Genomic DNA, 24,164 nt, shown 5'->3' with positions numbered 1-24,164 from the left:
GGCACGCGGATGATTGGATGGCGTCATGTCCTCTTCGGCGCACGCTTCTGCGCGACCTCCGCGCGTGGCGGCTCCGCCGCGCCCGCCGCTGACCCGCGACCGGGACTGTCTGGTGGCCGGCGTGACTGCCGGTCTCGCCCGTCACCTCGGCGTGCGCGTGGGGCTGGTGCGGGCGCTGTTCATCGCGCTCGCCCTGTGCGGGGGCGCCGGCATCCTGCTCTATGCCTGGTGCTGGGTCTTCACGCCGTGGGCCGAGGGCGAGAGTGCACCGACGAGGCGGATGCCGGTGGCCTGGCTGCTGCTCGCCCCCGCGGCCGTGGGGATGCTCGTCGTGCTGGTCTGGCGTGGGGGCAGCGACTGGCTGAGCGGGTCGATCCCCCCGGACCTGGCCGCCGTCGTGGTGGGTGGCGCGGCAGCGTTCGCGACCGGTGCCGGGCTGTGGGCCACCCTCATCGATCGCACCGACACGGCTCGCGGGCCGCGGCACACGATGACCGTGCGGGTCGTCTCGATCCTGCTGCTGGCGCTGCTGTTCACGGTGCTGCTGTCCTGGCCCGTCGCCCGGTCGGGCGTGGCACTGGTGCTTCTCCCGCTCGCCGGGCTCGCCGCCGTGGCCTCGTCGGCGCTGATACCCCGATGGCGCGAGCTCTCCGGTGAGCGGGTCCGCCGCATCCGCGAGGAGCAGCGCAGCCAGATGGCCGCGCACCTGCACGACTCCGTGCTGCAGACGCTCGCCCTGATCCAGAACAGGGCCGGGGCCTCCAGCGAGGCCGCGCGTCTCGCCAGGGCGCAGGAGCGCGAGCTGCGGGCGTGGCTGTACGACGGCGACGCCCCGGCCGACAGCGACCTGCCGACGGATCTGCGCGACTATGCGGGGGCGCTCGAACTCGACTACCCCGTGCGCATCGACGTGGTCTCGGCCGGCCTGTCTGCCGAGCGCGCGAGTGGTGAGCTGGCGGCCGCGGCCCGAGAGGCGATCCTGAACGCGGCCCGGCACGCGGGCGGCCAGATCTCGGTGTACATCGAGGGCAGCGCGACCGGTGTCGACGTCTTCATCCGCGACCGCGGTGCCGGGTTCTCGCTCGACGAGGTGCCGAGCGACCGCCTCGGGGTGCGGGAGTCGATCATCGGCCGGATGCGCCGCGCCGGCGGCTCGGGTGGCGTCCGCAGCGACGAGAACGGCACCGAGGTGCATCTCAGCATCGCGTCGAGCGCGCACCAGGACCGGCCGCCCGCGCGACCCGCGCCCACCAGGGAGGAGAACCGTGGCTGACAGCATCCGCGTCGTGATCGTCGACGACCACTCGATCTTCCGCTCCGGTCTGCGCGCCGACCTCGATGCGAGCGTCGACGTCGTGGGCGAGGCGGCGGATGTGCCGTCCGCCATCGCCGTGATCGGCGAGACGCAGCCCGATGTGGTGCTGCTCGACGTGCATCTGCCCGGCGGCCCCGGTGACGATGCGACCGGGGGAGAGGCCGTGATCCGCGGCTCGGTGCCGACCGCGGCACGATTCCTCGCGCTGAGCGTGTCGGATGCCGCGGCCGATGTCGTGCGCGTGATCCGTGCCGGGGCGAGGGGATACATCACCAAGGGATCGTCCGGCATCGAGGTCAGCAAGGCCGTGCATGCTGTGGCCGACGGCGATGCGGTGTTCTCTCCGCGGCTCGCCGGCTTCGTGCTCGACGCGTTCGGGGCGGTTGCGGGCGAGACCGCGACCGCGACGGATGAGCTCGACCGGCTCTCGGCGCGCGAGCAGGAGGTCATGCGACTGATCGCCCGCGGCTACGCCTACAAAGAGGTCGCGTCCGAGCTGTTCATCTCGATCAAGACCGTGGAGACCCACGTCTCATCCGTGCTGCGTAAGCTGCAGCTCTCGTCGCGGCACGAACTCACCGCCTGGGCGTCGGAGCGGCGACTGCTGTAGTCGGGCCACGCGACCCGCTCAGGTCGAGTGCGGCGCGGTCAGGCCGCGAGCCAGAGGCCTTTCTGGTCCGTCGCGATGGTGAGGCCTGCGGCGACCGTCTCGTCGTCGCCGATCCTGGCGCCGCGGACGATGCGCGCTCCGGCGCCGACGTCGGTGCGAACACCCACGTAGGCGTGATCGCCGACCGCAGCGCCCTGGCCGATGTGCGCGTGCGCGTCGACGAACGCGCCCTCGCCGACCACGGCGTCTTCGTCGATCCAGGCGCCGCGGGCGATGGTCGCCCCGGCGCCGATGCGCGCGCCCGGTTCGATATAGGCACCCGCCTCGATGTGCGCCTTCGGATGCACCTTCGCGCCATGCGCGACGAGACCTCGACCATTCGCGTGCTTGCGGTACCGCAGCGTCGCGCCCTGGTCGTTCTCGATGTCGACGTAGTTCTTACCCACGATTCCTCCCGTGCTCCGGAGTTCTCCGGATATATCAACAACCACGGCAGGGGCGGATTCATTCCCGCGGATGGATGTAGGGGTCGCGGGGGAGGTTCCCTCCGGCCTCCAGAGAGAGACGTACGGTAACAGGTAGCATGTTATATGGCCGGAGTCCATCAATGAGAAAGGGAGTTCCCCGTGAACACTCCTCGCTCGGAGCATTCCTCGGAGGGACAGTCGGTGGAATCATCCAATGCTGACCAGCAGTCGCCTGAGGGCTCTGCTCGGGGCGGCCGGGTTCCGCCGCGGATGAGCACCAACTCCCCACCGGTCGTCTTCATCGTCGGCCTTTTGACCATGCCTGTCGCCTTCATGCTGTGCGTGCACTACGTACCGGCGCCCATCGCCTGGCCTGCTGCCATCGCAGCCGTCATCATTCTCGGCTTCACCACCCGCTGGCTCATAGCGCGTCAGGTGCGAAAAGAGGACGCTCGTTATCGGGCGCAGCAGGAGGAGCCGATCCCCTCGGAGTAGTCAGCTCGTGCCATGATCATGGCGGTCAGTCGACCCCGATAGTGCTCCAGCGTGGCGCAGTTGCGCGCATCAGTCGGCGCGCGAGGCCACGGAACCGATCGTCTTCGCGAGATCCGCAGGCCGGCTCCACATCGGCCAATGCCCGGTCGGGAGGTCTATGACCACAAGATCATCGAGGGCGTCGACCTCGGCGAACATCGGATGCCCGGCGCGGGCGAGCTCCAACATCTGCGCGCTCGGGAGGGAGCAGCAGACCAGGGTGGTGGGGACCCGGCGGCGCGCGTCGTTCGTGAGTTCGACGGGCTGCCGGAGCACCGGCCCGGGCTCGGGGACGGCGCGGGCACGGAAGCGCTCGAGCATCTCGGCGCTCAGACCTTCGAGGCTGGCCTGCTCTCCGAGGACATCGAACGGCGGCAACGGCAGCTCTTCCACCGTGTCGGGGAGCTCGGGCGCGAAGACGCTCCCGGGTGCGACGGGGCCGGAGTCGACCCAGACGATCCGGCGGATGAGCTCCGGATGCCGGTCGAGGACGATGCTGAGCGGAGCGTTGGCCCCGCTGTGGCCCACGAGCACCACGGGCCGCTCCGCCGAGGCGCCCGCGCGTGTCATGGCCTCTTGGATCGCCGCGGCCTGATCGTCGAGGGTCCGGGAGGATCGCTCGGGATCGTGAGGGTCGAGGCCGGGGAGCGTGAGAGCGACCGCGTCCTGACCGTTCGCTGTCAGGCCCTCCCGCACCTCGTCCCAGGCCCAGGCGCCGAGCCAGTGGCCCGCGATGAGGAGGATGGTCGGATTCCGTGTTTCTGTCGTCATATCTCGATGCTCGCAGCCGCTCCGGACAGCTGTATGGCACTATTTCTGTCATGAATTCCACGAGGTGCCGGCGGTGAAGCGAACCGAACGGCTCCATGCGCTCACGGAGATGCTGCGCCGCAACGGCACGCGCGGATACACGGCCGAGCGCCTCGCGACTGAGTTCGAGGTATCGGTGCGGACGGTGAAGCGAGACCTCGCCGCGCTGGCGAGCAGCGGCGCGGCGGTGTGGTCGCGCCCGGGGCCCGGCGGCGGCTACGGGTTGGCGTCGAGTGCATCCCTGCCGCCCGTCACCCTGTCGCCGGCACAGGCTGTGGCGCTTCTGGCGGCTGTGTCGGCGGCGCCCGATGCTCCGTACTCCGACCTGGCATCGGCGGGGGTGCAGAAGATCCTGGACGTTCTCGATCCCCGCACGCGGGAGAGGGCAGCCGAGCTGGGGCGTCGGGTGTGGGTCGATGGATCGCCCCCGTCCTCCCGCGCTGTCCGGTCGGTGATCGAGGAGGCGATGGCAGAGCAGCGGACGATCAGGATCCGTTACACCTCCCTCGCCGGTGCCACGACCGCTCGTGAGGTCGAGCCCGTGATGTTCGCCTCCACGAACGGCCAGTGGTACCTGGTCGGCTGGTGCCTTCTGCGCGACGCCATGCGCTGGTTCGTCGTGTCCCGCATCGAGCAGGCCCGCATGACGACCCGCGCCTGCAGCGGTCACACCGTTCAGGAGGTCGGGACCCCGCCGGCGAACGCCCGGCCGGTGCACGGGCTCCGCAGCGAGTGACCGATGCGATCGAGGTGTCAGCGGCGCTGCGAGGTCAGCGCTGGCAGACCGGACACCAGAACGTGATGCGCTCACGGGTCGGATCGGCGCCCTGCTCGCCGCGCCGGATGAGGGTTCCGCAGCGGCGGCACGGGCGCCCGGCGCGGCCGTAGACCCAGGTGCCCTGGCCCGGACGGTCGATGCCCGTGAAGGTGCGGTGGCGGCGGTCGCGGTTGGTGCGGATGGTGCGCACCCCGAGGTCGAGGAGGGCGGCCAGGTCGACCTCGGGCGTCGGCCGCGTCGGCAGGATGCCGCGCAGGAACAGGAGCTCTGCGGCGTACTCGTTGCCGAATCCCGCGACGTTGCGCTGATCGAGGAGGGCGACGTGGATGCTGCGGGTGTCGGCTCCGAGTCGTCGGAGGGCCTCGGCCGCATCCCAGTCGTCCGCGAGCGGATCGGGGCCGAGGTAGCCGACGAGCTGGTCCTCGTCGCGAGTGGGGACGACCTCGATCTCGGCGATGTCGACGCCGACGGCCTCACGCTCCGAGGTGCCGACTATCGCACGGACCTTGAAGGCCGGATGCCGCCACTTCTCGCCTCGGCGGTAGGTGAACCACGCGCCATCCATGCGCAGATGCGAATGCAGGGTGCTGTCGCCGATCCGCATGAGCAGGTGCTTGCCGCGCGGGACGACTCCGTGCACGGGCTGACCGGTCAGGTCGAGCGTCGCGAAGCGGGGCACGCGAAGGTCGAAACGGGTGACCTCGGCACCGGCGATGGCCTCGTCGAGGCGCCTCGCGGTGCGGAAGACGGTGTCGCCCTCGGGCATCAGGAGGCTCCGGATCCCGCGCCGAGCTGCGGGGGCGGCGGAAGCGGCGACGGCTGGGCATGTGGTGGGGGCGGGGGAGGAGTCACCGGTGCTCCCGGCGACGATGCTGCGGTGACGGCGGTGCGGGCGAGCAGATCGCGCGCGAGCATCGTGCTGCCGGCCACTGCGGCCGGCATGATCGCGACCGCCCCGCCGGGGATCAGGAAGCAGAGCTGCGTCGCGACGCCGAAACCGAGCACCCGCGCGCGGCTGCCCGAGAACAGCGCGGAACGATCGGCCGGGCTGAGGTCGCGCGCGTCGAAGGCGCGGCCGGTGAGCTCGCGTGCCAGCAGCCGCCCGGTCAGGACGACACCCGAAACCGGACCGAGGAAGCCGCCGACCGCCGGGATGAGGCCGATCAGGAGCACGCCGATCGCGATCAGGATGCCGAGCAGGACGAGCCGGAGCCCTTCGCCGAGAGTGGTCCAGAAGCTGCCGCCGTCGGCGGGCGGGGGCGAGCCGAGGTCGACCTCGACGGCATGCCAGATGCGCTGATAGAAGGGGTCGCCGATGGTCAGCGTCAGCGCGCTGAACACCACGCTGGCGAGAGCCAGGGCGGCAGCGACGACGACCAGTCCCACAGCGGTGCGCAGCAACCCTCGCCACGGCTCGATCCATCCGTCGGCGAACGGCGTCAGCCAAGTGGAGATCGACGGCATGCCGATCACGAGGGGGACCAGGGCGGCGGCGAGCACGATGACCGCGATGATCGCCGGGATCAGACCGAGCAGCATGAGACCCGGTCGGGTGCGCCACAGCCCGAATCCGCGCAGCAGGGTGCGGATGCCGGCGGCGAACTCTCGGATCATGGCTTCCAGCGTAGGTGTGTCAGTAGTGGTAGCGGGCTTGCAGGATGATGACCTGATGGTCGTTGGCGGTGTAGACCAGTCGGTTCGTCTCATCGATGCGCCGAGACCAGGCTCCGGCAAGAGCGTGCTTGAGCGGTTCCGGCTTGCCGATCCCCTCGAAGGGGTCATCGCGCAGGAGATCGCTCAGAAGGAGGTTGATGCGTTTCAGCGTGCGGCGATCCTCGGTCTGCCAATGGACGTAGTCCTCCCATCCCTGCGGCGTCCAGACGAGCACTCGCGAGGTCATGCCTCGTCGAGCTCGTGTTCCGTGACCTCGCCGGCCTGCGCGGAGGCGAGAGCTGTGAGCAGGCGGTTCGCGTTCGCGGGGGAGCGCAGGAGATGGCTGGTCTCGATCAGCGAGTCGTACTCGGCCTTCGACATGAGGACGGCTGCTCCGCGTCGGGACACGATCTCGATCTCGGAATGATCGAGGTTGACGCGCTCGATCAGACCGAACAGATCGCGGCGCGCTTCGCTCGTGGTGATGGCCATGTGCATCCCTTCTGGTACCACTTATGGTACCACTCTGGATGGCTCAGACCACCTTGCGGAGCGTGTAACCGCGCGGAGTGGCCACGAAGCCCGCCTCCTGGAGGGCGAGCGCCAGCTCGGTGCCGTAGACGCCCTCGCCGTTGATCTTCTCGACGGTCAGGGTGTCCAGTCGTCGGGCGCGTGCGGTGGCGGCCAGGTCGGCTGCTGCGGCGCGCAGCACCTCGCCGTCGTCGCTGAACGACAGCACCGTGCGGCCACCGCGTTCGAGGGAGAGCACGAGAGTGCCGTCGACGAGCACCACCAGGCCGCCCGCCTTGCGGCCGGGGCGGTGCGACACCCCGTCGAGCTTGGGCCAGCCGAGGGCCGCGCCGTAGGGGTTCGCAGGATCGGTGGCCGCGAGGGTCACGGCCTTGCGGGGCGGCGGATCGGCGAGCCCGGCGTAGGTGCGGAGGCGGTCGACCGTGCCGGAGGCGGCGAACTGCGCGGCCCCGAGCTTCTCGATCACGTAGCCGCGACGGCAATGGCCCGCCTCCTCGAAACCGGCGAGTACGCGGTACGCCTGGGCGAAGCCGCCGGGAACGCCCTCGGCCTGCACGGCGCCGCGGGTGACGACCCCGTAGCGGTCGAGCAGGAGGCCTGCGGTGACGGTGGCGCGGCGGGCGGCATCCGTCTCGAGCGCCGGCAGCAGGGACCAGCGTCCGCCGATCGACGCCGGCCGCGGCGCCGCGGAACCCGTGAAGGATACGCCGCGATAGGTGCGGGCGCGGGGTGCTCGGCGCTTCACCTTGTGAGCCTGCGAGCCGCCCGCGAGGAGCGAGCGGATCGGGCCGAACGTATCGTTCGTCACGTAGCCCGACCACGTCAGCGACCACAGTGCCTCGAGCACGGACTGCTCGTTCTCGGCCGCCGCCATGTCTTTGAGCTGTGCCGCGAAGTAGGCGCCGCCGACGTCGAGCGCGATGAGGATGCGCGACTCCAACGAGTCGGATGCGATCTCGGCATCCCGCTCCGGGAGGGTGAAGGGCGCGAGGTCGACCGGATGCAGCGACACCCAGCCGTCGCGACCCGGGAGAGTGCCGTGACCGGACCAGATGACCTCGCCCGCCGCCGTGAGCTCGTCGAGCATCGCGGGGGAGTAGTCGCGCACCCGCGAGGGCAGGACCAGCGATTCCCACGCACTCGCGGGGATCGGCACCCCTGCGAACTGCTCGATGACGCTCAGGACGCCGTCGACGCCCTCCAGTGGCCGGCCCACGTGCTGCCAGTCGGGGAGGAACCGTGCATAGGCCTCGGGGGAGACCGGCTCGACCGAACCGCGGATGGCCGCGAGCGAGCGCATCCGCAGGCGACGCAGCACCTCGCTGTCGCACCATTCGATCGCGTCGCCGCTGCCGGCAGCCTCCGGCAGGAAGTAGCCGCTCGTGAGACGGCGGGCGTTCTCCAGCCGCTGCAGGGTGTGGCGGGCGACCGCGGAGCCGAGTCCGAACCGGGTGGCGACGGCATCCGTCGTGAAGGGGCCGTGCGTGCGGGCGTGGCGGGCGACGAGGTCTCCCAGCGGGTCGGCCAGCGGTTCGAGGAACGCCACCGGGATGCCCGTCGGGAGAGCGACGCCGAGCGCATCGCGCAGTCGTCCTGCGTCTTCGATCGCGGCCACCCGGCTCACACCGCCGATCGTCACCGGGATCGCGCGTCGGGCGGTGATCAGATCGTTCAGCAGCGCGGTGGCGGTCGCAGTGTCGACGGTCTCCGCTTCCGTCTCGAGCACGCTCGCCGGGTCGAGGCGTGCCGCCACCTCTTCCGCGTCGAGTGGTCCGAGCATCCGCAGCAGGTCGGCGACACCCTCGAGTCCGCGTGCACGGCGGTCGGGGTCGAGCCGCTGCGCCTCCCGCTCGAACTGGGCGATCACATCCGGGTCGAGCAGCTCGCGGAGCTCGACGGTCCCCAGAAGTTCGCCGAGAAGGGCGGGGTCGACCGAGAGGGCCGCGGCCCGGCGCTCGGCGAGGGGCGAGTCGCCCTCGTACATGAAGGCGCCGACGTAGCCGAACAGCAGGTCGCGGGCGTAGGGCGACGGCTGGCCGGGCTCGGTCTCGACCAGCCGGATGCGGCGGTCGGCGATGGAGGTCGCGAGCTTGCGCAGGGAGGGCAGGTCGTAGACGTCCTGCAGCACCTCGCGCAGCGTCTCGAGGATCACCGGGAAGGTCGGATGCCGCCGGGCCACCTCGAGCAGCTGCGCCGACCGCTGCCGCTGCTGCCACAACGGCGTGCGCTTGTTCGGGTTCATCCGCGGCATGAGCAGCGCCCGCGCCGCGCACTCCCGGAACCGCGAGGCGAACAGCGCCGAGCCGCCCACCTCCTCGGTGACCAGGTGCTCCAGCTCGTCGGGCTCGAACACGAAGAGCTCGGCTCCGGGCGGCTCGGCCTCGGCATCGGGGATGCGCACGATGATGCCGTCGTCGCTCGCGACCGCCGAGCCTTCGACGCCGAGGCGTTCGCGCACCCGGGCGTTGATCGCAAGGGCCCACGGTGCGTGCACCTTCATGCCGTAGGGAGAATGCAGGATGACCCGCCAGTCGCCCACCTCGTCGCGACCGCGCTCGACCGTGAGCGTGCGGTCGGTCGGAAGGGTGCCCGTCGCCTCGCGCTGCTCGGTCAGGTGGGCCATGAGGTTCGCCCGCGCCTGTTCGTCGAGGCCAGCCTCGATCAGTCGCTGCGCCGCCTTCTCGGGAGTGGCCGCCGACACCTCACGGGAGAACGCGCCCAGGGCTTCGCCGAGCTCGAACGGTCGACCGATGCCGTCGCCGTGCCAGAACGGCACCTTTCCGGGCTGCCCGTAGGCGGGGATGACGTTCACGCGGTCGTGGGTGATCTCGGCGATGCGCCAGCTCGTCGTCCCGAGCGTGAACACGTCGCCCACCCGCGACTCGTAGACCATCTCCTCGTCGAGCTCGCCGACGCGGGCGCCGGTCGTCTCGCCGGCCACGAACACCCCGAACAGGCCGCGATCGGGGATCGTGCCGCCGCTGGTCACGGCGATGCGCTGCGCGCCGGGCCTTCCGGTGAGGGTGCCGGCATCGCGATCCCACACGAGCCGCGGCCGCAGCTCGGCGAACTCGTCGGACGGGAAGCGTCCGGCCAGCAGGTCGAGTGTCGCTTCGTAGGCCGAGCGGGGCAGCGCCTGGAAGGGTGCGGAGCGGCGGACCGTCTCGAACCATTCCTCGACGCCGATGGCTCCGAGCGCGCTCGCCGCCACGGTCTGCTGCGCGAGGATGTCGAGCGGGTTGCGCGGCACCTGGATCGCCTCGATCTTGCCCGCCAGCATCCGCTCGGTCACGATCGCGGTGTGCAGCACGTCGCCGCGGTGCTTCGGGAAGAGCGCGGCGCGGCTGATCTCGCCCACCTGGTGCCCGGCGCGGCCGACGCGCTGCAGCCCAGAGGCGGCCGAAGGAGGGGCCTCGACCTGGATCACGAGGTCGACCGCGCCCATGTCGATGCCGAGCTCGAGGCTGCTCGTCGCGACGACGCAGCGCAGCACGCCCGACTTGAGCTCCTCCTCGACCTGGGCGCGCTGCTCCTTCGACACCGAGCCGTGGTGCGCCTTGGCGAGCACGGGATCGGCGCCCGCGGTGGCCCCGGCCTGCGCCATCATCGCGGCGGGCACGGTCGCGGCCGGAAGTTCGACCCCGATCCGCTCGGAGTAGATCTCGTTCAGGCGCCCGGTGAGGCGCTCGGCCAGTCGGCGGGAGTTGGCGAACACGATCGTGGAGTTGTTCTGCAGGATGCGATCGACGATCGCCTCTTCGACGTGCGGCCAGACCGAACCGGTGACCTCGCTGTACTCGGCGTCCGCCGCTTCCCCCGGCACTCCGGGCGGCGGTGGTGGGTTGGTCATGTCGTCCATCGGCACGACCACCCCGAGCTCGAAGGTCTTCGATGCGGGAGGTGCGACAATCTCGACCGGTGCCGAGCCGCCGAGGAAACGCGCCACCTCGTCGATGGGGCGGACCGTGGCCGAGAGTCCGATGCGCTGAGCCGGGGTGTCGATGCCGTTGAGTCGGCGCAGTGCGTCGAGGCGCTCCAGGCTCACGGCGAGGTGCGCTCCGCGTTTGGTGGCGGCGACCGCGTGCACCTCGTCGATGATCACCGTGTGCACCCCGCGCAGCGTCTCCCCCGCGCGGCTCGTGAGCATGAGGTACAGCGACTCGGGGGTCGTGATGAGGATGTCGGGTGGGTCGGAGACCAGCTTGCGACGGTCGCTCGAGGTCGTGTCCCCCGAGCGCACGCCGACCGTCACCGCGGGTGAGGGCACGCCCAGCCGCCGGGCCGACTGCCCGATGCCGATGAGCGGGGAGCGCAGGTTGCGCTCGACGTCGACGCCGAGGGCCTTCAGCGGCGAGATGTAGAGGATGCGCGTGCGCGGCTCGCCCTTCGCGGGCGGGGCGGTCTCGCTCATTCGCTCGCGGAACACGCTGTCGATCGCCCAGAGGAAGGCCGAGAGCGTCTTGCCCGAGCCGGTCGGAGCCACTACGAGTGCGTGCTTGCCCGCGGAAATTGCGTCCCACGCGCCCGCCTGCGCGGGAGTGGGCGCGGGGAACGCACCCCGGAACCAGTCCTGCGTGGCCGGGGTGAAGCGTTCGAGCACGTCGCTCATCCCTCCATCTTCGTCGAGGCCGGGGACATCGGGGCGGAAAGGGTCGCGCGACGAGCTTGCGAGTGACGTCGTACCCCGGTACCACGCCCCTCCGCAGTGGGCACTTCGGTCCGACGCGACGCGGATGCCTCCGCTCATACCGTCTCCTTATGCCCACCGAACAGACCGCTTCCGCTCCTGCCCGAACCGCCCTCCGCGCTCTCGTCGCGATCGCCGGAAGCGTCCTCGTCGCGGTCGCCCTGACGATCATCTGGATCGCTCGGCTGAGCATCGATCGGGTGCTCTACGTGAGCGGACTCGGGGCTGCCGGTGAACCGACGGCCGGGTGGTTCGAGCTCGCGCTGCTCCTGCTCGTCGCCGGGGGCTTCTCGGTCGCCTGGGCCGCGCGCGGTCTGCGCTCGACGGTGCCGTGGCTGAGCATCTGGTCGCCGTCGTTCTCCGTGGCGATCGCGTCGTCGCTGTTCCTGGTCGCCTCGCAGGTGCCGTGCACCACCGGATGCCCACTGCCGGTCGGTCCCACGTTCACCTGGCAGGACCTCGTGCACACGACGGTCGCCGTGCTCGCGTTCGCGCTCGCCGCGTTCGCGATGCTGCAGGTGTCGTTCGTGAAGGACCGCGCGATGCTGCGGATCCTGTCGCTGGGCGCCGGTATCTCGACCGCGCTGATCGCCGCGGCGGGCGGCATGCTCTCGCTCCTGCAGTTCCGCACCGACATCGGCAGTATCCTCGAACTCGTCGCGACGACGATCGGGATGGGATGGCTCGCGATCCTCGGCGTCGAGACGGCGGTCTCGCAGCGGCCGCGCGCGGTGCGCAGGCAGACGTGGGAGCCGGTATCGCGGGGGAGCGCCGTCGACCGGACCGTCGTGCGATGCCCCGCCACGGGAACACTCGTCGCCGTCGCCGGCTGACGGAACGCGACGGGTGCGGTGCGTAGAGTCGTCCCATGCGAGAGTCAGCACCCGCCGAGGGCGAGGTCCGCGCGATGAATCTGCCGCGGCCTCCCGGGGTGGTGCGGCGGTTCTGGAGCCGGCACCCCTGGCTGTTCGACGGGCTGCTCGCCTTCTTCTATCTGCTCCTCAGCACGTTCCTGGCGCTGGTCACCCCGCTGGCATCGGGAGTCTGGTCGCCGGACGTCTCGATCATCGTTCCGCTCGTGCTCGGTGTGGTCGCTGCCGCCGGACTCCTCCTGCGTCGCCAGCGGCCCTGGCTCACGTTCGCGGTGTTCGCCGTCGTCGCGGTCGTCGCCTTCGTGTCGGACACCCCGGCGGAGCCGTTCGGACTCGGCCTCGCGCTCTACGCCCTCTTCGTCTACCGGTCGAACCGCAGCGGATGGATCGCGTTCGGGGTGACGGTGCTGGCCGGTGTCCTCGTCTTCCCCGCTCTGGACTGGTTGCGCCGAGGCGCGCCAGAGGACGCCTTCACCTCCGTCCCCGGGAGTCTGCTGTTCCTCGTCGTGATGCTGATCGCCGCGCTCGTCGGGGTGACCGTGGGTGATCGACGCCGGTACATCGGGGCGATCCTCGACCGCGCCAACCAGCTCGCGCGCGAACGCGACCAGCAGGCACGCATCGCGACACTGGCGGAGCGCGCCAGGATCACCCGCGAGATCCACGACGTCGTGGCACACAGCGTCTCGGTGATGGTGTCGCTCGCCGACGGCGCGAGCGCGCTCGCCGAGAAGGATCCGCAGCGGTCGCGCAGCGCCATCCAGGAGATCGGCGAGGTCGGTCGGCAGTCCCTCGTCGAGATGCGGCAGCTGCTCGGTGCTCTCGGCGACGACAGCGGCGATGGCGGCGACGGCGAGGAGCAGAGCCCGCTGCGGCCGAACCCCGGGTTGAGCGAGCTGGCTGCGCTGGTCGAGACCTTCCGCACCGCGGGGCTGCCGGTGACGGTGCGCACGGAGGGAACAGCACCGTCGTCGCCCGCCGTGCAGAACACGATCCACCGCATCGTGCAGGAAGCCCTCACGAACGCCCTCCGGTACGCGAAGGAACCGCGCGAGGTTCTCGTGAGCCTGGACTTCCGGGCCGACCTCCTCGTCATCGAGATCACCGACGACGGGCGGCAGGGGCCACCGGCGGCCTCGGTCGGATCGGGGCGCGGCCTCGTCGGCATCCGTGAACGCGCCCGCCTCGCAGGGGGAACGGTGGAAGCGGGCCCCGTGCCCGGCGGCGGCTGGCGGGTGCGGGTGGAGATCCCCGAACAGGAGGAGGGCTCATGAGCGAACAGCAGATTCGCGTGCTCATCGTCGACGACCATGAATTGATCCGTCGCGGGATGCGGATGGTGCTCGACGCCGAGGACGACATGCGCGTCATCGGCGAGGCCGCGTCCGGCGCCGAAGCCGTGCACGTGGCGGAAGATCTGCGGCCCGATGTGATCCTGATGGACATCCGGATGCCGGAGATGGACGGCATCGAGGCGACCAGGCGCATCGTTCGAGGGACGCCGGCGAGCCGAGTACTGGTGCTCACGACGTTCGACCTCGACGAGTACGCGTTCGGGAGCCTGCGGGCCGGTGCGAGCGGGTTCCTGTTGAAGAACACGCCGCCCGCGCAGCTGACCGAAGCCATCCGTGCGATCGCCGCCGGTGACGCCCTCGTCTCCCCGCGAGTCACCCGGTCGATGCTCGACCTGTTCGCCACCCGCCTGCCGCGGCAGACCGAGACGGTCGATCCGAGGTTGGACGTGCTCACAGAGCGGGAGCGGGAGGTGCTCCTCGCGATCGCGAAGGGCTACAACAACACCGAGATCGGCCAGACTCTCTTCGTCTCCGAGTCGACCGTGAAGACCCATGTCGGACGCATCCTGCAGAAGCTCGACCTCCGCGACCGGGTGCAGGCGGTGATCCTCGCCTACGAAGCCGGGCTGGTATGACGACGATGCGATGAACAGCTGAGCACACAGGCTCAGCACATAGCGGGTGACGTGTGAAATGTTACCGTGATGGCTATGCCGCCCGCATCCGCGCCAACCACCTCCGTCAAGCGGCCCGCGCGGGCGCGCGTCGGTGGGCTCACCGGACTCCGCGCGCTGGCCGTCATCGCCGTTCTCGGATACCACCTGGTTCCGGCTGCCGTTCCCGGAGGGTTCATCGGCGTCGACGTGTTCTTCGTGGTGAGCGGGTTCATCGTCACCAGACTGCTGCTCGTCGAGCACGATTCCTCGGGCCGGATCGATCTGCGAGCGTTCTGGGGTCGACGGGCAGGACGCATCTTGCCGGCGCTCGCAGCCGTGCTCGCCGTGTGTGTGCCGCTGGCCTTCCTGGTGGATCCCGAACTGCTCGACGGCATCCGGCGTCAGCTTATCGGCGCCATGACCTTCAGCTCGAACTGGCTCGCGATCGCGGCGGATGGCGACTACTTCCACGCCCCGGCGCCCGAGCTGTTCACGAACCTCTGGTCGCTGGCCGTCGAGGAGCAGTTCTATCTGCTCTGCCCCGTGCTGCTGCTGTTCGCGCTCCGGTTCCGGCGACGGGCCATTTTGGCGGGAGTGCTCGCACTCGCCGGCATCTCGTCCCTGGCCATGGCGTTGCTGAGCGGAACGCCGTTCGGCTCGCCGACACGCGCGTACTTCGGCACCGACACCCATGCGTTCGGCCTGCTGATCGGAGTGGCGCTCGCCGTCGGTCTGGGCTCCGCTGACCTGCGGGCGGCATCGCGTCGCCCTGCCGTCGCCCGCGTGGTCGTCGGCTGCCTGTCACTGGTGGTGCTCGGCGTGACCTCGATGGGCATGTCGGCGGCGGGCTGGTTCCCCGCGCACGGCGGACTCCTGGTCGCGAGTGTCGCCGCCGCCGGCCTCGTCTGGTCCGCTGCCACCGTCCCCGCTCTCGGAAGGATGCTCGACATCGCTCCGCTGCGCTGGCTCGGTGAGCGGTCGTACGCGATCTATCTGTGGCACTGGCCGCTGCTGCTGATCCTGGGTGCGACTCCACTCCGATCGGCGCCGATCCTGCTCGCCGTCTGCACCGCCGGGCTCTCCATCGCCGCCGCCGCAGCATCGTTCATCTTCGTGGAGGAACCGTTCCGTCGGCGCCCGTCCTCGGCCTCCCGCTCGCGTTCCGCGCGTCGACCAGCGGTGCGTCCGATCGTCGCGGGCGCCGTCGTCGCCGTGCTCGCGCTCGGTACCATCGCGGTCGCCGTCGCGCACGATGACGTCTCGGAAGCGGAGCGGCTCGTCGCCCGCGGACGCTCCGCTCTCGGCGACGACTCACCGAAGACCCGGGGCAGAGGGCACTCGACGCCGGCGCCGACCGACACCGGAGCCCCCACTCCGGAACCGAGGGTGACGGCAGACCCCTCCGTCCCCGCAGCCGGTCACCGGTGCCGAGTCACCGCCGTCGGTGACTCGGTCATGCTCGCCGCGGCGCCGGAGCTCCAGTCCGTCCTCCCCGGCATCGAGATCGATGCGGAGGTGTCGCGCAGCATGTGGGTGGCATCCGACATCCTCACCGCCGATGCGGTCGACGGGCGTCTGCGACCGATCGTCGTGCTCGGCCTCGCGACCAACGGCGAGGTCGGCGCGGATCAGCTCGACCGGGTGCTCGGTGTGATCGGCGCCGATCGGACGCTCGTGCTCGTCAACGCGCACGCAGACCGCGACTGGATCCCGGGTGCGAATTCGGCGCTCGCCGCTTTCGCCGAGGCGCATCCGAACGTCGTGGTCGCCGATTGGGACGCCGCGATCGCGCCCCATCCGGAACGGCTGGCGGGCGACGGCATCCACCCCGAGCCGGCGGGCAGCGCCGTGTACGTGCAGGCGATCACGCAGGCGATCACCGCGGCGGATGCGGAGGAAGCGGCCGCCGCCGCACAGGCCCGCGCGGAGGGTTCGCACGGGCCTGTGCGCGAGCACGACGACGACTCGAGGCGGTCGGGGTCCACGGATGGCGCCGAGCACGATGAGCCGCCGTCCCCGTGACCGTCGGTGTCACAGCGACACCTGCTGCAGCGACCCCTCGCGGTCGATCTCGAGCGTCAGATCGAGGTCGAGTCGGCGCAGGAACGCGTCGTCGTGGCTGACCACGAGCACGGCTCCCCGATAGGCGCGCAACGCCTCGACCAACTGGTCGACCGTGTCGACGTCGAGGTTGTTCGTCGGCTCGTCGAGCACCACGAGGTGCGGGGCGGGATCGGCGAGGAGCAGTTTCGCCAGTGCGACGCGGAAGCGCTCGCCGCCGGAGAGCGCGGACACCGGACGCTCTGCCGTCGCCCCGCGGATCAGGAACCGGGCGAGCCGGTTGCGCAGCTCCTTCTCCGGAACCGGGGGTGCTGCGGCGGCGATGTTCTCGAACACCGATCGCTCCTCGTCGAGGCCGTCGACCCGCTGCGGCAGGTAGCCGATCAGGTCGGTGTGGGCCTCGATGTGCAGGGTGGGCCGTTCATAACTCAGGACTTCCGTGTCGGACTCGGCCTCAACCGCCCGATCCGGTGCGCTGGATGCCGTTTTTCCTGAGTCATGAACACCACCCGCGACCAACCACTCGAGCAGCGTGGTCTTGCCGGCGCCGTTCCGGCCGATCAGCGCCACGCGTTCCGGGCCCTGGATCACCCACGCCCGCTCCTCGTCGCCGACCGTCGCGATGCGGCGGCTGCGCGACACCTGCGGATCGGGCAGCTCGATCTTCATCGAGGAGTCCGAGCGCACGCGGCGCCCGGCCTCCTCGCGCGCGGCGTGTGCGGCCTCCTCCTTCGCCCCGACCTCGGTGCGCAACTTGCCCGCCGACACCTCAGCGGCCATCTTGCGACCGTGCGCGATGATCTTCGGGACCCGCTTCTCGATCTCGGCCTTCTTCGCCGTGCGGGCGCGGTGGGCGAGCTTCACCTCGGCCTCGATCCGCTGACGCTTCTCCTTACGGAGCACCTGCGCGGCCGCGACCTCGGCCTGCTTCGCGGCATCCTGCTCCGCGTCCAGCCACGCGCGCCACTCCGAGTACGGTCCGCCGAACACGCTCAGCGTCTGGGCATAGAGCTCGGCGGTGTCGTCCATCAGCTCGAGCAGCGACAGGTCGTGGCTGACGACGATGAGCGTGCCCTTCCAGGCGCGCACCATCGCCGCGAGCTTCGCCCTGGCGTCGCGGTCGAGGTTGTTGGTCGGCTCGTCGAGGAGCGTGATCGGCGCGCGACGCAGACGGATGCCGGCGATCGCGACGAGCACGGCCTCGCCTCCGGACAGCTCGCCGACCCTGCGGTCGAGGAAGTCCGGGGCGAGCCCCGCCTCCGCCAGCGACGCCTCTGCGCGGGCTTCGATGTCCCAGTCGTCGCCGACCGCATCGAAGTGGGCGGGGTCGACGTCGCCGGCGCTGATCGCCCGCACGGCGTCGAGCGCCACGGAGACGCCGAGAAGTTCGGCGACGCGGCGGTCGACATCGAGGGTCAGCTGCTGGGGGAGGTAGGCGACCTCGCCGGATGCCGTGACGACGCCCGACGTCGGTTCGAGCTCGCCGGCCATCAGCCGCAGCAGCGTCGACTTGCCGGCCCCGTTGCGACCGACGAGTCCGGTGCGTCCGGAGCCGAAGGCGCCGGAGACGCCGTCGAGCGCGACCGAACCGTCAGGCCAGGTGAAGGTGAGCCGGTCGAGGATGACCGACGCGTGAAGGGTGGGAGTTGACATGAGTTTCTCCTGTCGAGTGCGAGGGTGCACTGACACCGGACCTCTGCCGGTCCTCGACCGGACGCGGAAGCGTCGCGGGAGGAGGGAGGTCAGCCGTGGAGTCGGCGATCGTCGGGTCAGCGCGCGGAAAGAAGAGCGCGGAGGCGACGGATCAGATCAAAGGACTTCCAGACACGGCGGACAGGACTCCACGACGATATCCGGGGTTATCAGGATTGCGCAACTCCCGGGCGTGTCGGATTCGCTGATCAGCTCTTCGCGATCCCGTCGAGCCATTTCGTGAGGAACCGGTGCACGTCGGTCAGCTCCTCTTCGGAGATGCTGTGCGTGAGTCCGGTGTAGACCCGGCCCGACAGGTCGGAGTGGCCGGGAAGCCACTGGGCGGTGTGGTCGACCAGCTCGGGCGGGATGACGTCGTCGTGCGTGCCGCGCCCCCAGAACACGGGCGGGCGCAGTTCGGCCAGTTCCTCGTCGTTCGGCAGCTCGCCCGCTGCCACGTAGCCGCTGAGTGCCACGACCGCGCCGAAGCGCTCGGGTGCCAGGCGAAGTGCCTGCAACGACACCGCCGCTCCCTGCGAGAAGCCGAGCAGCGCGACGGAAGGGGCGTCACCCGCCGCGTCATCGAGCCACCGCAGCAGCGCCTCGGCGGCGACCGTGACCGCCTCGGGGCTGCGTCCGTCGAGCCCTTCGATCGCATACCAGGACCGCCCCGGCATCGGCCACGGCGGTGCGAGGGGCGCGGCGACGGAGGCGATGGCGATGCCCTCGGGGAGGTAGGGGACGAGCCCGAACAGGTCGTGCTCGTCGGCTCCGTAGCCGTGCAGCAGCACCAGCAGCGGCATCCGTCCGCGGTCGGCGGCCGACCAGCGGGTCGCCGTGTCGTCGATCGTCAGGTTCTCGCTCACACCGTCATCCTGCCAGGGGCGACCGACGTGCACGCGGTGTCGGTCGGGGGAGGCGGCTGGTAGAAAGGACACATGGCGGTCCGCACACCTGATCCCGATCCGGAGCCCGAAGACGATGGTCTCGGCGCGTTCGCGGACTCGAACCCGCCGGTCTCCGACGGCAACCCCGGCTGGCTGAGCGAGTTCGAACTCGAAGAGGCGCGGCGCCGACTGCCGATGCTCTACGTCGAGGCGATCCCGGTGCGCACCGACGGCTCCGGTCAGGTGATCGAGATCGGCATCCTCCTGCGCTCCACGCCGATGGGGGAGATGACCCGCACGATCGTGTCGGGTCGCGTCCGCTTCGGCGAGACCATCCGCGACGCCCTCTTCCGTCACGTCGAGAACGACCTCGGGCCGATGGCCTTCCCGCTGCTGCCACCGCAGCCGCTCCCGTTCACCGTGGCGGAGTACTTCCCGATCCCGGGCGTGAGCGCGTTCCACGACGACCGGCAGCACGCCGTGTCGCTGGCCTTCGTCGTGCCGGTGACCGGCACGTGCGAACCGCGTCAGGACGCCCTCGAGGTCACCTGGTTCTCGCCGGAGGCCGCGGGATCCGACGCGGTCGCCGCCGAGATGGAGAGCGGTCGCGGCACCCTCATCCGCCAGGCCCTCGCCTACCTCGGCCTTCTCCGCTAGTCGCGTCCCGTCGTCTCCGCCGCTCTCGTCCGCCCGTCCCGGCGTCGAGCCGTCCCCTTGTGTGCGAACCACCCCCTTGTGCACCGTCCTAGGGGGCCGGTTCGCACGCAAGAGGCCGGGTCGGCATGCAGGTTCTGCCGACGACTATTGCGCCGCCGAGGGTAATGGGCTAGAAAGTAGACCATTAGTCCAATCGGCAAAAGGATGCTTCGACATGGATGCTTCGACAACGACGTCGCACAGCACGGCAGCACCCCAGGAGCGCAATCTCCGCGGGAACCTCGGGGCGGTCTCCGTCACCTTCATGGTGATCGCGGCCGCCGCTCCGCTCACGGTCGTCGGCGGGCTCGTGCCCATCGGCTTCCTCGTGGGAAACGGCATCGGCTTCCCGGTGATGTTCCTCGTGGCCACCGTGATCCTGCTGCTGTTCTCGGTGGGCCTCACGGCGATGAGCCGCTTCCTGCCCAAAGCGGGATCGTTCTTCGTGTTCGCGACCCACGGGCTCGGCCGCACGCCCGGTCTCGCCACCGCCTACCTCGCCCTCGTCTGCTACACGACCGTGCAGATCGCGGTGTTCTCCTACCTGGGCGCGACGATCAGCTCGAGCATCGTCCTCCTCGGCGGCCCCGAGATCCCGTGGTGGCTGCTCACCCTCGCCTCCGTGGCCCTGGTCGGTGCACTCGGCTATCGGCAGATCGAGCTCAGCTCCCGCGTGCTCGTGGTCGTGCTGCTCGCCGAGATCGGCATCGTCGTGCTGCTCGGGATCGTCATCCTCGTGACCGGCGGCGCGGAGGGCGTGACCTTCGGGTCGTTCCTGCTGCAGAACGTCCTCTCCGGTGCTCCCGCGCTCGGCCTGATGTTCGCGATCGCGAGCTTCATCGGGTTCGAGTCGACCGTCGTCTACCGCGACGAGGTGCGCACGCCCGAGCGCACGATCCCGCGCGCCACCTACGCGTCCGCGATCGTGATCGGCGTCTTCTACGCCTTCGCCGCCTGGGCGATCGTGGTCGGCGTCGGCGAAGGCGCCATCATCGAGGAGGCGGCCGCCGACCCCACCACGCTGATCACCCGCGTCACCGAGCAGTACCTCGGCCCGGTCGGCTCGATCGCCGTCGCGGTGCTGTTCCTCGGGAGCATGTTCGCCGCCGTGCTGTCGCTGCACAACGTGCTGACCCGCTACCACCACGCCATGGCCAACGCCCGGGTGCTGCCCGACCGCGTCGGCACGGTGCACGCGCAGCACGGTTCGCCGCACGTCGCCTCGATCGTGCAGGTGGCGACCTCGGGCATCGCGATCATCGTGCTGGCGCTGATCGGCTTCGCGCCGGAGAACATCTTCTCCTGGTTCGCCGGCATCGGCACGCTGGCGATCGTGATCCTGATGGCGGTCACGTGCCTCTCGGTCGTGGTCTACTTCGCCCGCACCCGGGTGCTGCGCAGCCCCTGGCACACCGTCATCGCCCCGATCCTCGGCTTCCTCGGTCTCGCCGTGTCCGCCGTGCTCATCGCCGCGAACTTCCCGCTGCTCGTGAGCGACGTCGACGCCGAGGGGAACCCCGCTTGGGGCCCGATCAGCATCACCCTCGTCGGGGTCGTGGTCATCGCCCCCGTGATCGGCCTCGTGCAGGCCGCGATCATGCGGGCGAAGGCCCCGGAGGCGTATGCCCAGATCGTGCGCCGATTCGACGAGAACGCCTGACCTCGACACCCGCTCCCGCACCTGAAGGATGGACATCATCAGCACCCCCGCCCTGCCCCGACCCCTGATCGGCATCTCCGGACGACGCCTGCGCGGAGCGGCGATCGGCGCACCGCACGGCTTCGCCGACGCTCCGCTCGAGGCCTACCTCAGCGAGTACTCGACCTCCGTGCTCCGCGCCGGCGGGCTGCCGGTGCACCTGCCGATGGATGCCGTGCCGGCGGAGCTGGCCGAGCGCCTCGACGGCATCGTGATCGTGGGAGGCGACGACGTCGACCCCCGCCTCTACGGGCAGACACCGGGACCGTTCACCCCGCTGATCGACCCGCAGCGCGACGCGTTCGAGGCCGGGCTGATCGAGGCCGCCATCACCGGCGGCATCCCGCTGCTCGGAGTGTGCCGTGGCGCACAGCTCCTCAACGTCGTCCGCGGCGGCACGCTCCACTCGCACCTGGCACCGGGAGAGGGGGAGTCGCACGGCTCCTACGCATACCCTCGCGCGCACCGCGTGCACGAGGTGCGCACGGCGCCGGGCAGTGTCGCGCAGGTCCTCTACGGCGAGACGACCCGCGTCAACTCGTTCCATCATCAAGCGGTCGATGTTCCCGGCCGAGGCATCGTCGTCACCGGCTGGGCGCCGGACGGCGTCGTCGAGGCCATCGAGCTGGAGGGACTCCCGGTCGTCGGCGTGCAGTGGCATCCCGAGACCTTCGAGGCCGACCCGGTCTTCGGCTGGCTGGTCGACCAGGCCGCCGCCCGCGCGACGCGCGACACCGCGCCCGCCACACAGAACGTCGCCTAGGCGTCACCGAACAAGGAGAAGAAATGCGACACGCAGACAAGAACGCCCTCATCACGGGCGCAGGCTCCGGCATCGGACGGGAGACGGCGCTTCGGCTCGCGAGCGAAGGAGCACGCATCCTCGTGACCGACGTCTCCGCCGATGGCGCGGACGAGACCGTCCGCCTCATCGAGGAGGCGGGTGGCATCGCCCTCGCGGCCGTGGTGGACGTGCGCTCCCGGGAGCAGATCCGCGCGGCGGTCGACGTCGCCCGTGAGGCGTGGGGGTCGCTGCACCTCCTGGTGAACAACGCCGGGGTCGTCACGGAGCACTCGTTCGAGACCCTCACCGAGGAGGCGTGGGACTTCGTGTTCGACATCAACCTCAAGGGACAGTTCCTCGTCGCGCAGGAGGTCGCCCCGCTCATCGCCGAGTCCGGCGGCGGCGCGATCGTGAACCTGTCGACCGTCGAGGCCCTGGTGGTCGTGACGAGCACCGGCACCGCGCAGCCGCACTACAACGCGAGCAAGGGCGGCGTCCCGATGCTCACCAAGGCGCTCGCGGTCGAGCTCGCGGCGAAGAACATCCGCGTCAACTGCGTGGCACCCGGCCCCATCGCGACGGACTTCTTCGACTACGAGAGCGTCACGAGCCCGGAGGCGCTGGAGTTCATGAAGCAGCGCCTGCTGGTGCCGCGCGTGGGCGTGCCCGCCGACATCGCCTCCGCGGTCTCCTGGCTGCTCAGCGACGAGGCGTCGTGGATCGACGGCATCCAGCTCCCCGTCGACGGAGGGTGGCTGACGCGATGATCGACGACGTGCGCCTGGCTCCGGACGAGCTGGAGGCAGCCGGCATCCGCACCGTGATCGTGGCGACGCCCGACCTGCAGGGCCGACTCGTGGGCCGCCGCATCCCCGTCGAGGGCTTCGGCCGCGTCGTGGCGAACGGCGTCGACATCTGCACCTGTGCCTGGGCGTGGGACATCGACCAGGGGCTGGAGCTGATCGATGCCAACAAGTTCGCGCTGTGCGGCATGCACAACGGCGTCCCCGACGTCACGCTGATCCCCGACCTCGAGACGCTCCGCCCGGCGGCCTGGCTCGAGGGCGTGGCGATCTGCCTCGCCGACCCGGTCGACGTGCACACGCACGAGCCCATGCCGCTCTCGCCCCGCGTGATCCTGAAGCAGGAGCTCGCCCGCATCCGGGAGCTCGGGCTCACCCCGCTCGCGGGGACGGAACTGGAGTTCTACCTGTTCCGCAACGACCCCAGGGAGCTGCGCCGCTCGGGGTTCCGCGACCTCGACCCGACCACCCTCACGCCGTCGGACTTCATGATCCACGAGGGCAACCTCTACGAGCCGTTCTTCCAGAAGCTGCGTGCCGACCTCCGTGCCAGCGGCATCCTCGTCGAGGCCGCGCAGAGCGAATGGGGTCTCGGGCAGTGGGAGATGACGTTCGAGTACGGCGACCCGCTGGAGATGGCCGACCGGCACGCGCTCTACAAGCTGGCGGTGCGCGACACGGCCGCGCGCGCCGGCATGTCGGCGACGTTCATGGCCCGACCGCTCAACGACCAGCCCGGGTCGTCCTGCCACGTGCACGTGTCTTTCGTCGACGACGAGGGCACCGCGGTGTTCTGGGACGAATCGGCTGCGGATCGCCTCAGCGGACGGATGCGGTCGGCGATCGCCGGCGCGCTCGAACACGCTCCCGCGCTGATGGCCTGGTACGCGCCGACCGTCAACTCCTACCGTCGCAGCAACTCGTCCGACGTGGCGGGGAGTGGACAGACCTGGGGATTCGACAACCGCACCACGACGGTGCGCGTGGTGGGGCATTCGCCGCAGGCGCTGCGCTTCGAGTTCCGCCTGCCCGGCGCCGACACCAATCCGTACTTCACCCTCACCGGGGTGCTGGCCTCGGCGCGTGACGGCATGGAGAAGGAGATCGTGCTCGGCGACGCCGTGGTCGGAAGCGCCTACGACCTCCCCGCCGACGGTGCGATGCCCGCGGATCCCCGGCAGGCGAGCATCCTGTTCGGCGAGAGCGCGCTCGTGCAGGAGCTGCTCGCGCCCGAGCTGATCTCGCACCAGCAGGTGCTGCTCGATCACGAGTGGACGACGTTCATGGCGCGTGTCACCGACTGGGACCTGCACCGCTACTTCGATCGGATCTGA

General features: G+C 70.5%; 22 protein-coding genes. 13 read left to right on the top strand and 9 right to left on the bottom strand.

Annotation, left to right across the window (positions count from 1 at the left end; translation table 11 throughout):
* The first annotated feature begins 25 nt into the window (after positions 1 to 25).
* Positions 26 to 1,273, top strand: coding sequence for an ATP-binding protein (locus AC6CHX_RS14785; protein WP_498273415.1), 1,248 nt, complete (start codon positions 26 to 28; stop codon positions 1,271 to 1,273).
* Positions 1,266 to 1,925, top strand: a complete 660-nt coding sequence (locus tag AC6CHX_RS14780; RefSeq protein ID WP_498273414.1) for a LuxR C-terminal-related transcriptional regulator — start codon at positions 1,266 to 1,268, stop codon at positions 1,923 to 1,925. Before AC6CHX_RS14785 ends, AC6CHX_RS14780 begins: the two co-directional genes overlap by 8 nt.
* 38 nt (positions 1,926 to 1,963) lie before the next feature.
* On the opposite strand, the gene AC6CHX_RS14775 is transcribed toward AC6CHX_RS14780, so the two are convergent.
* Positions 1,964 to 2,371, bottom strand: a complete 408-nt coding sequence (locus AC6CHX_RS14775) for a DapH/DapD/GlmU-related protein (protein ID WP_498273413.1) — start codon at positions 2,369 to 2,371, stop codon at positions 1,964 to 1,966.
* A gap of 291 nt (positions 2,372 to 2,662) precedes the next feature.
* On the opposite strand from AC6CHX_RS14775, the gene AC6CHX_RS14770 reads away from it, so the two are divergent.
* Positions 2,663 to 2,887: a hypothetical protein gene (locus tag AC6CHX_RS14770; RefSeq protein WP_498273412.1), complete on the top strand. Its 225-nt coding sequence runs from the start codon at positions 2,663 to 2,665 to the stop codon at positions 2,885 to 2,887.
* 69 nt (positions 2,888 to 2,956) lie between these two features.
* On the opposite strand, the gene AC6CHX_RS14765 is transcribed toward AC6CHX_RS14770, so the two are convergent.
* Positions 2,957 to 3,697: an alpha/beta fold hydrolase gene (locus AC6CHX_RS14765; RefSeq protein ID WP_498273411.1), complete on the bottom strand. Its 741-nt coding sequence runs from the start codon at positions 3,695 to 3,697 to the stop codon at positions 2,957 to 2,959.
* Positions 3,698 to 3,770: 73 nt separating this feature from the next.
* Here AC6CHX_RS14765 and AC6CHX_RS14760 point away from each other — a divergent pair, with 73 nt between their 5' ends.
* Entirely contained in the window at positions 3,771 to 4,472 is a 702-nt protein-coding gene (locus AC6CHX_RS14760; protein WP_498273410.1) for a helix-turn-helix transcriptional regulator, read from the top strand.
* Positions 4,473 to 4,506: 34 nt separating this feature from the next.
* On the opposite strand, the gene AC6CHX_RS14755 is transcribed toward AC6CHX_RS14760, so the two are convergent.
* The 5 genes from AC6CHX_RS14755 to AC6CHX_RS14735 are packed head-to-tail and all read right to left on the bottom strand — an operon-like array spanning position 4,507 to position 11,307.
* A complete protein-coding gene (locus tag AC6CHX_RS14755; protein ID WP_498273409.1) occupies positions 4,507 to 5,280 on the bottom strand; it encodes a DNA-formamidopyrimidine glycosylase family protein in 774 nt (257 codons plus the stop codon).
* Complete coding sequence (locus AC6CHX_RS14750; RefSeq protein WP_498273408.1) at positions 5,280 to 6,128, bottom strand: EI24 domain-containing protein; 849 nt, start codon at positions 6,126 to 6,128, stop codon at positions 5,280 to 5,282. Before AC6CHX_RS14750 ends, AC6CHX_RS14755 begins: the two co-directional genes overlap by 1 nt.
* Before the next feature lie 19 nt (positions 6,129 to 6,147).
* The gene (locus tag AC6CHX_RS14745) at positions 6,148 to 6,414 is read right to left on the bottom strand and encodes a Txe/YoeB family addiction module toxin (RefSeq protein ID WP_498273407.1); all 267 of its coding nucleotides are present in this window, start codon (positions 6,412 to 6,414) and stop codon (positions 6,148 to 6,150) included.
* Complete coding sequence (locus AC6CHX_RS14740; protein WP_498273406.1) at positions 6,411 to 6,659, bottom strand: type II toxin-antitoxin system Phd/YefM family antitoxin; 249 nt, start codon at positions 6,657 to 6,659, stop codon at positions 6,411 to 6,413. The genes AC6CHX_RS14745 and AC6CHX_RS14740 overlap by 4 nt, the downstream gene beginning before the upstream one ends.
* A gap of 43 nt (positions 6,660 to 6,702) precedes the next feature.
* Positions 6,703 to 11,307 (bottom strand): ATP-dependent helicase, encoded by a 4,605-nt coding sequence (locus AC6CHX_RS14735; protein WP_498273405.1) that lies wholly within the window; start codon positions 11,305 to 11,307, stop codon positions 6,703 to 6,705.
* A 149-nt stretch (positions 11,308 to 11,456) separates the two neighbouring features.
* On the opposite strand from AC6CHX_RS14735, the gene AC6CHX_RS14730 reads away from it, so the two are divergent.
* The 4 genes from AC6CHX_RS14730 to AC6CHX_RS14715 all read left to right on the top strand — a co-directional run bounded on the left by AC6CHX_RS14730 (position 11,457) and on the right by AC6CHX_RS14715 (position 16,230).
* Positions 11,457 to 12,218, top strand: coding sequence for a DUF998 domain-containing protein (locus tag AC6CHX_RS14730; protein ID WP_498273404.1), 762 nt, complete (start codon positions 11,457 to 11,459; stop codon positions 12,216 to 12,218).
* A 35-nt stretch (positions 12,219 to 12,253) separates the two neighbouring features.
* Complete coding sequence (locus AC6CHX_RS14725) at positions 12,254 to 13,531, top strand: sensor histidine kinase (RefSeq protein ID WP_498273403.1); 1,278 nt, start codon at positions 12,254 to 12,256, stop codon at positions 13,529 to 13,531.
* Complete coding sequence (locus AC6CHX_RS14720; protein ID WP_498273402.1) at positions 13,528 to 14,187, top strand: response regulator; 660 nt, start codon at positions 13,528 to 13,530, stop codon at positions 14,185 to 14,187. The genes AC6CHX_RS14725 and AC6CHX_RS14720 overlap by 4 nt, the downstream gene beginning before the upstream one ends.
* A 75-nt stretch (positions 14,188 to 14,262) precedes the next feature.
* Positions 14,263 to 16,230, top strand: coding sequence for an acyltransferase family protein (locus tag AC6CHX_RS14715; protein ID WP_498273401.1), 1,968 nt, complete (start codon positions 14,263 to 14,265; stop codon positions 16,228 to 16,230).
* A gap of 9 nt (positions 16,231 to 16,239) precedes the next feature.
* On the opposite strand, the gene AC6CHX_RS14710 is transcribed toward AC6CHX_RS14715, so the two are convergent.
* Positions 16,240 to 17,922, bottom strand: a complete 1,683-nt coding sequence (locus tag AC6CHX_RS14710; protein WP_498273400.1) for an ABC-F family ATP-binding cassette domain-containing protein — start codon at positions 17,920 to 17,922, stop codon at positions 16,240 to 16,242.
* A 248-nt stretch (positions 17,923 to 18,170) separates the two neighbouring features.
* The gene (locus AC6CHX_RS14705; RefSeq protein ID WP_498273399.1) at positions 18,171 to 18,827 is read right to left on the bottom strand and encodes an alpha/beta hydrolase; all 657 of its coding nucleotides are present in this window, start codon (positions 18,825 to 18,827) and stop codon (positions 18,171 to 18,173) included.
* A 72-nt stretch (positions 18,828 to 18,899) separates the two neighbouring features.
* Here AC6CHX_RS14705 and AC6CHX_RS14700 point away from each other — a divergent pair, with 72 nt between their 5' ends.
* The 5 genes from AC6CHX_RS14700 (at position 18,900) to AC6CHX_RS14680 (ending at position 24,164) form a co-directional block, all read left to right on the top strand.
* Positions 18,900 to 19,505 carry an NUDIX hydrolase family protein gene (locus tag AC6CHX_RS14700; RefSeq protein ID WP_498273398.1) on the top strand — a complete coding sequence of 202 codons (606 nt, stop codon included), beginning with the start codon at positions 18,900 to 18,902 and terminating at the stop codon, positions 19,503 to 19,505.
* A 214-nt stretch (positions 19,506 to 19,719) separates the two neighbouring features.
* On the top strand, positions 19,720 to 21,204 hold the full coding sequence (locus tag AC6CHX_RS14695; protein WP_498273397.1) for an APC family permease: 1,485 nt from the start codon (positions 19,720 to 19,722) through the stop codon (positions 21,202 to 21,204).
* 28 nt (positions 21,205 to 21,232) lie between these two features.
* Positions 21,233 to 22,006, top strand: a complete 774-nt coding sequence (locus AC6CHX_RS14690) for a gamma-glutamyl-gamma-aminobutyrate hydrolase family protein (protein ID WP_498273396.1) — start codon at positions 21,233 to 21,235, stop codon at positions 22,004 to 22,006.
* Between the two features lie 23 nt (positions 22,007 to 22,029).
* Entirely contained in the window at positions 22,030 to 22,794 is a 765-nt protein-coding gene (locus tag AC6CHX_RS14685) for an SDR family NAD(P)-dependent oxidoreductase (protein ID WP_498273395.1), read from the top strand.
* Complete coding sequence (locus AC6CHX_RS14680) at positions 22,791 to 24,164, top strand: glutamine synthetase family protein (protein ID WP_498273394.1); 1,374 nt, start codon at positions 22,791 to 22,793, stop codon at positions 24,162 to 24,164. Before AC6CHX_RS14685 ends, AC6CHX_RS14680 begins: the two co-directional genes overlap by 4 nt.

It is taken from the genome of Microbacterium sp. GQ128 (assembly GCF_059758615.1).
The sequence above is the reverse complement of the archived record's forward strand: the minus strand, read 5'-3'. Positions and strand labels throughout refer to the sequence as shown.

Excerpts from the sequence above, each read along its gene's own strand:
- AC6CHX_RS14730 (WP_498273404.1), top strand. The coding sequence starts at position 11,457 with ATGCCCACCGAACAGACCGCTTCCGCTCCTGCCCGAACCGCCCTCCGC.
- AC6CHX_RS14710 (WP_498273400.1), bottom strand. The coding sequence starts at position 17,922 with ATGTCAACTCCCACCCTTCACGCGTCGGTCATCCTCGACCGGCTCACC.
- AC6CHX_RS14720 (WP_498273402.1), top strand. The coding sequence starts at position 13,528 with ATGAGCGAACAGCAGATTCGCGTGCTCATCGTCGACGACCATGAATTG.
- AC6CHX_RS14695 (WP_498273397.1), top strand. The coding sequence starts at position 19,720 with ATGGATGCTTCGACAACGACGTCGCACAGCACGGCAGCACCCCAGGAG.
- AC6CHX_RS14755 (WP_498273409.1), bottom strand. The coding sequence starts at position 5,280 with ATGCCCGAGGGCGACACCGTCTTCCGCACCGCGAGGCGCCTCGACGAG.
- AC6CHX_RS14735 (WP_498273405.1), bottom strand. The coding sequence starts at position 11,307 with ATGAGCGACGTGCTCGAACGCTTCACCCCGGCCACGCAGGACTGGTTC.
- AC6CHX_RS14700 (WP_498273398.1), top strand. The coding sequence starts at position 18,900 with ATGGCGGTCCGCACACCTGATCCCGATCCGGAGCCCGAAGACGATGGT.
- AC6CHX_RS14785 (WP_498273415.1), top strand. The coding sequence starts at position 26 with ATGTCCTCTTCGGCGCACGCTTCTGCGCGACCTCCGCGCGTGGCGGCT.
- AC6CHX_RS14715 (WP_498273401.1), top strand. The coding sequence starts at position 14,263 with ATGCCGCCCGCATCCGCGCCAACCACCTCCGTCAAGCGGCCCGCGCGG.
- AC6CHX_RS14690 (WP_498273396.1), top strand. The coding sequence starts at position 21,233 with ATGGACATCATCAGCACCCCCGCCCTGCCCCGACCCCTGATCGGCATC.
- AC6CHX_RS14750 (WP_498273408.1), bottom strand. The coding sequence starts at position 6,128 with ATGATCCGAGAGTTCGCCGCCGGCATCCGCACCCTGCTGCGCGGATTC.
- AC6CHX_RS14745 (WP_498273407.1), bottom strand. The coding sequence starts at position 6,414 with ATGACCTCGCGAGTGCTCGTCTGGACGCCGCAGGGATGGGAGGACTAC.
- AC6CHX_RS14680 (WP_498273394.1), top strand. The coding sequence starts at position 22,791 with ATGATCGACGACGTGCGCCTGGCTCCGGACGAGCTGGAGGCAGCCGGC.
- AC6CHX_RS14740 (WP_498273406.1), bottom strand. The coding sequence starts at position 6,659 with ATGGCCATCACCACGAGCGAAGCGCGCCGCGATCTGTTCGGTCTGATC.
- AC6CHX_RS14770 (WP_498273412.1), top strand. The coding sequence starts at position 2,663 with ATGAGCACCAACTCCCCACCGGTCGTCTTCATCGTCGGCCTTTTGACC.
- AC6CHX_RS14685 (WP_498273395.1), top strand. The coding sequence starts at position 22,030 with ATGCGACACGCAGACAAGAACGCCCTCATCACGGGCGCAGGCTCCGGC.
- AC6CHX_RS14725 (WP_498273403.1), top strand. The coding sequence starts at position 12,254 with ATGCGAGAGTCAGCACCCGCCGAGGGCGAGGTCCGCGCGATGAATCTG.
- AC6CHX_RS14765 (WP_498273411.1), bottom strand. The coding sequence starts at position 3,697 with ATGACGACAGAAACACGGAATCCGACCATCCTCCTCATCGCGGGCCAC.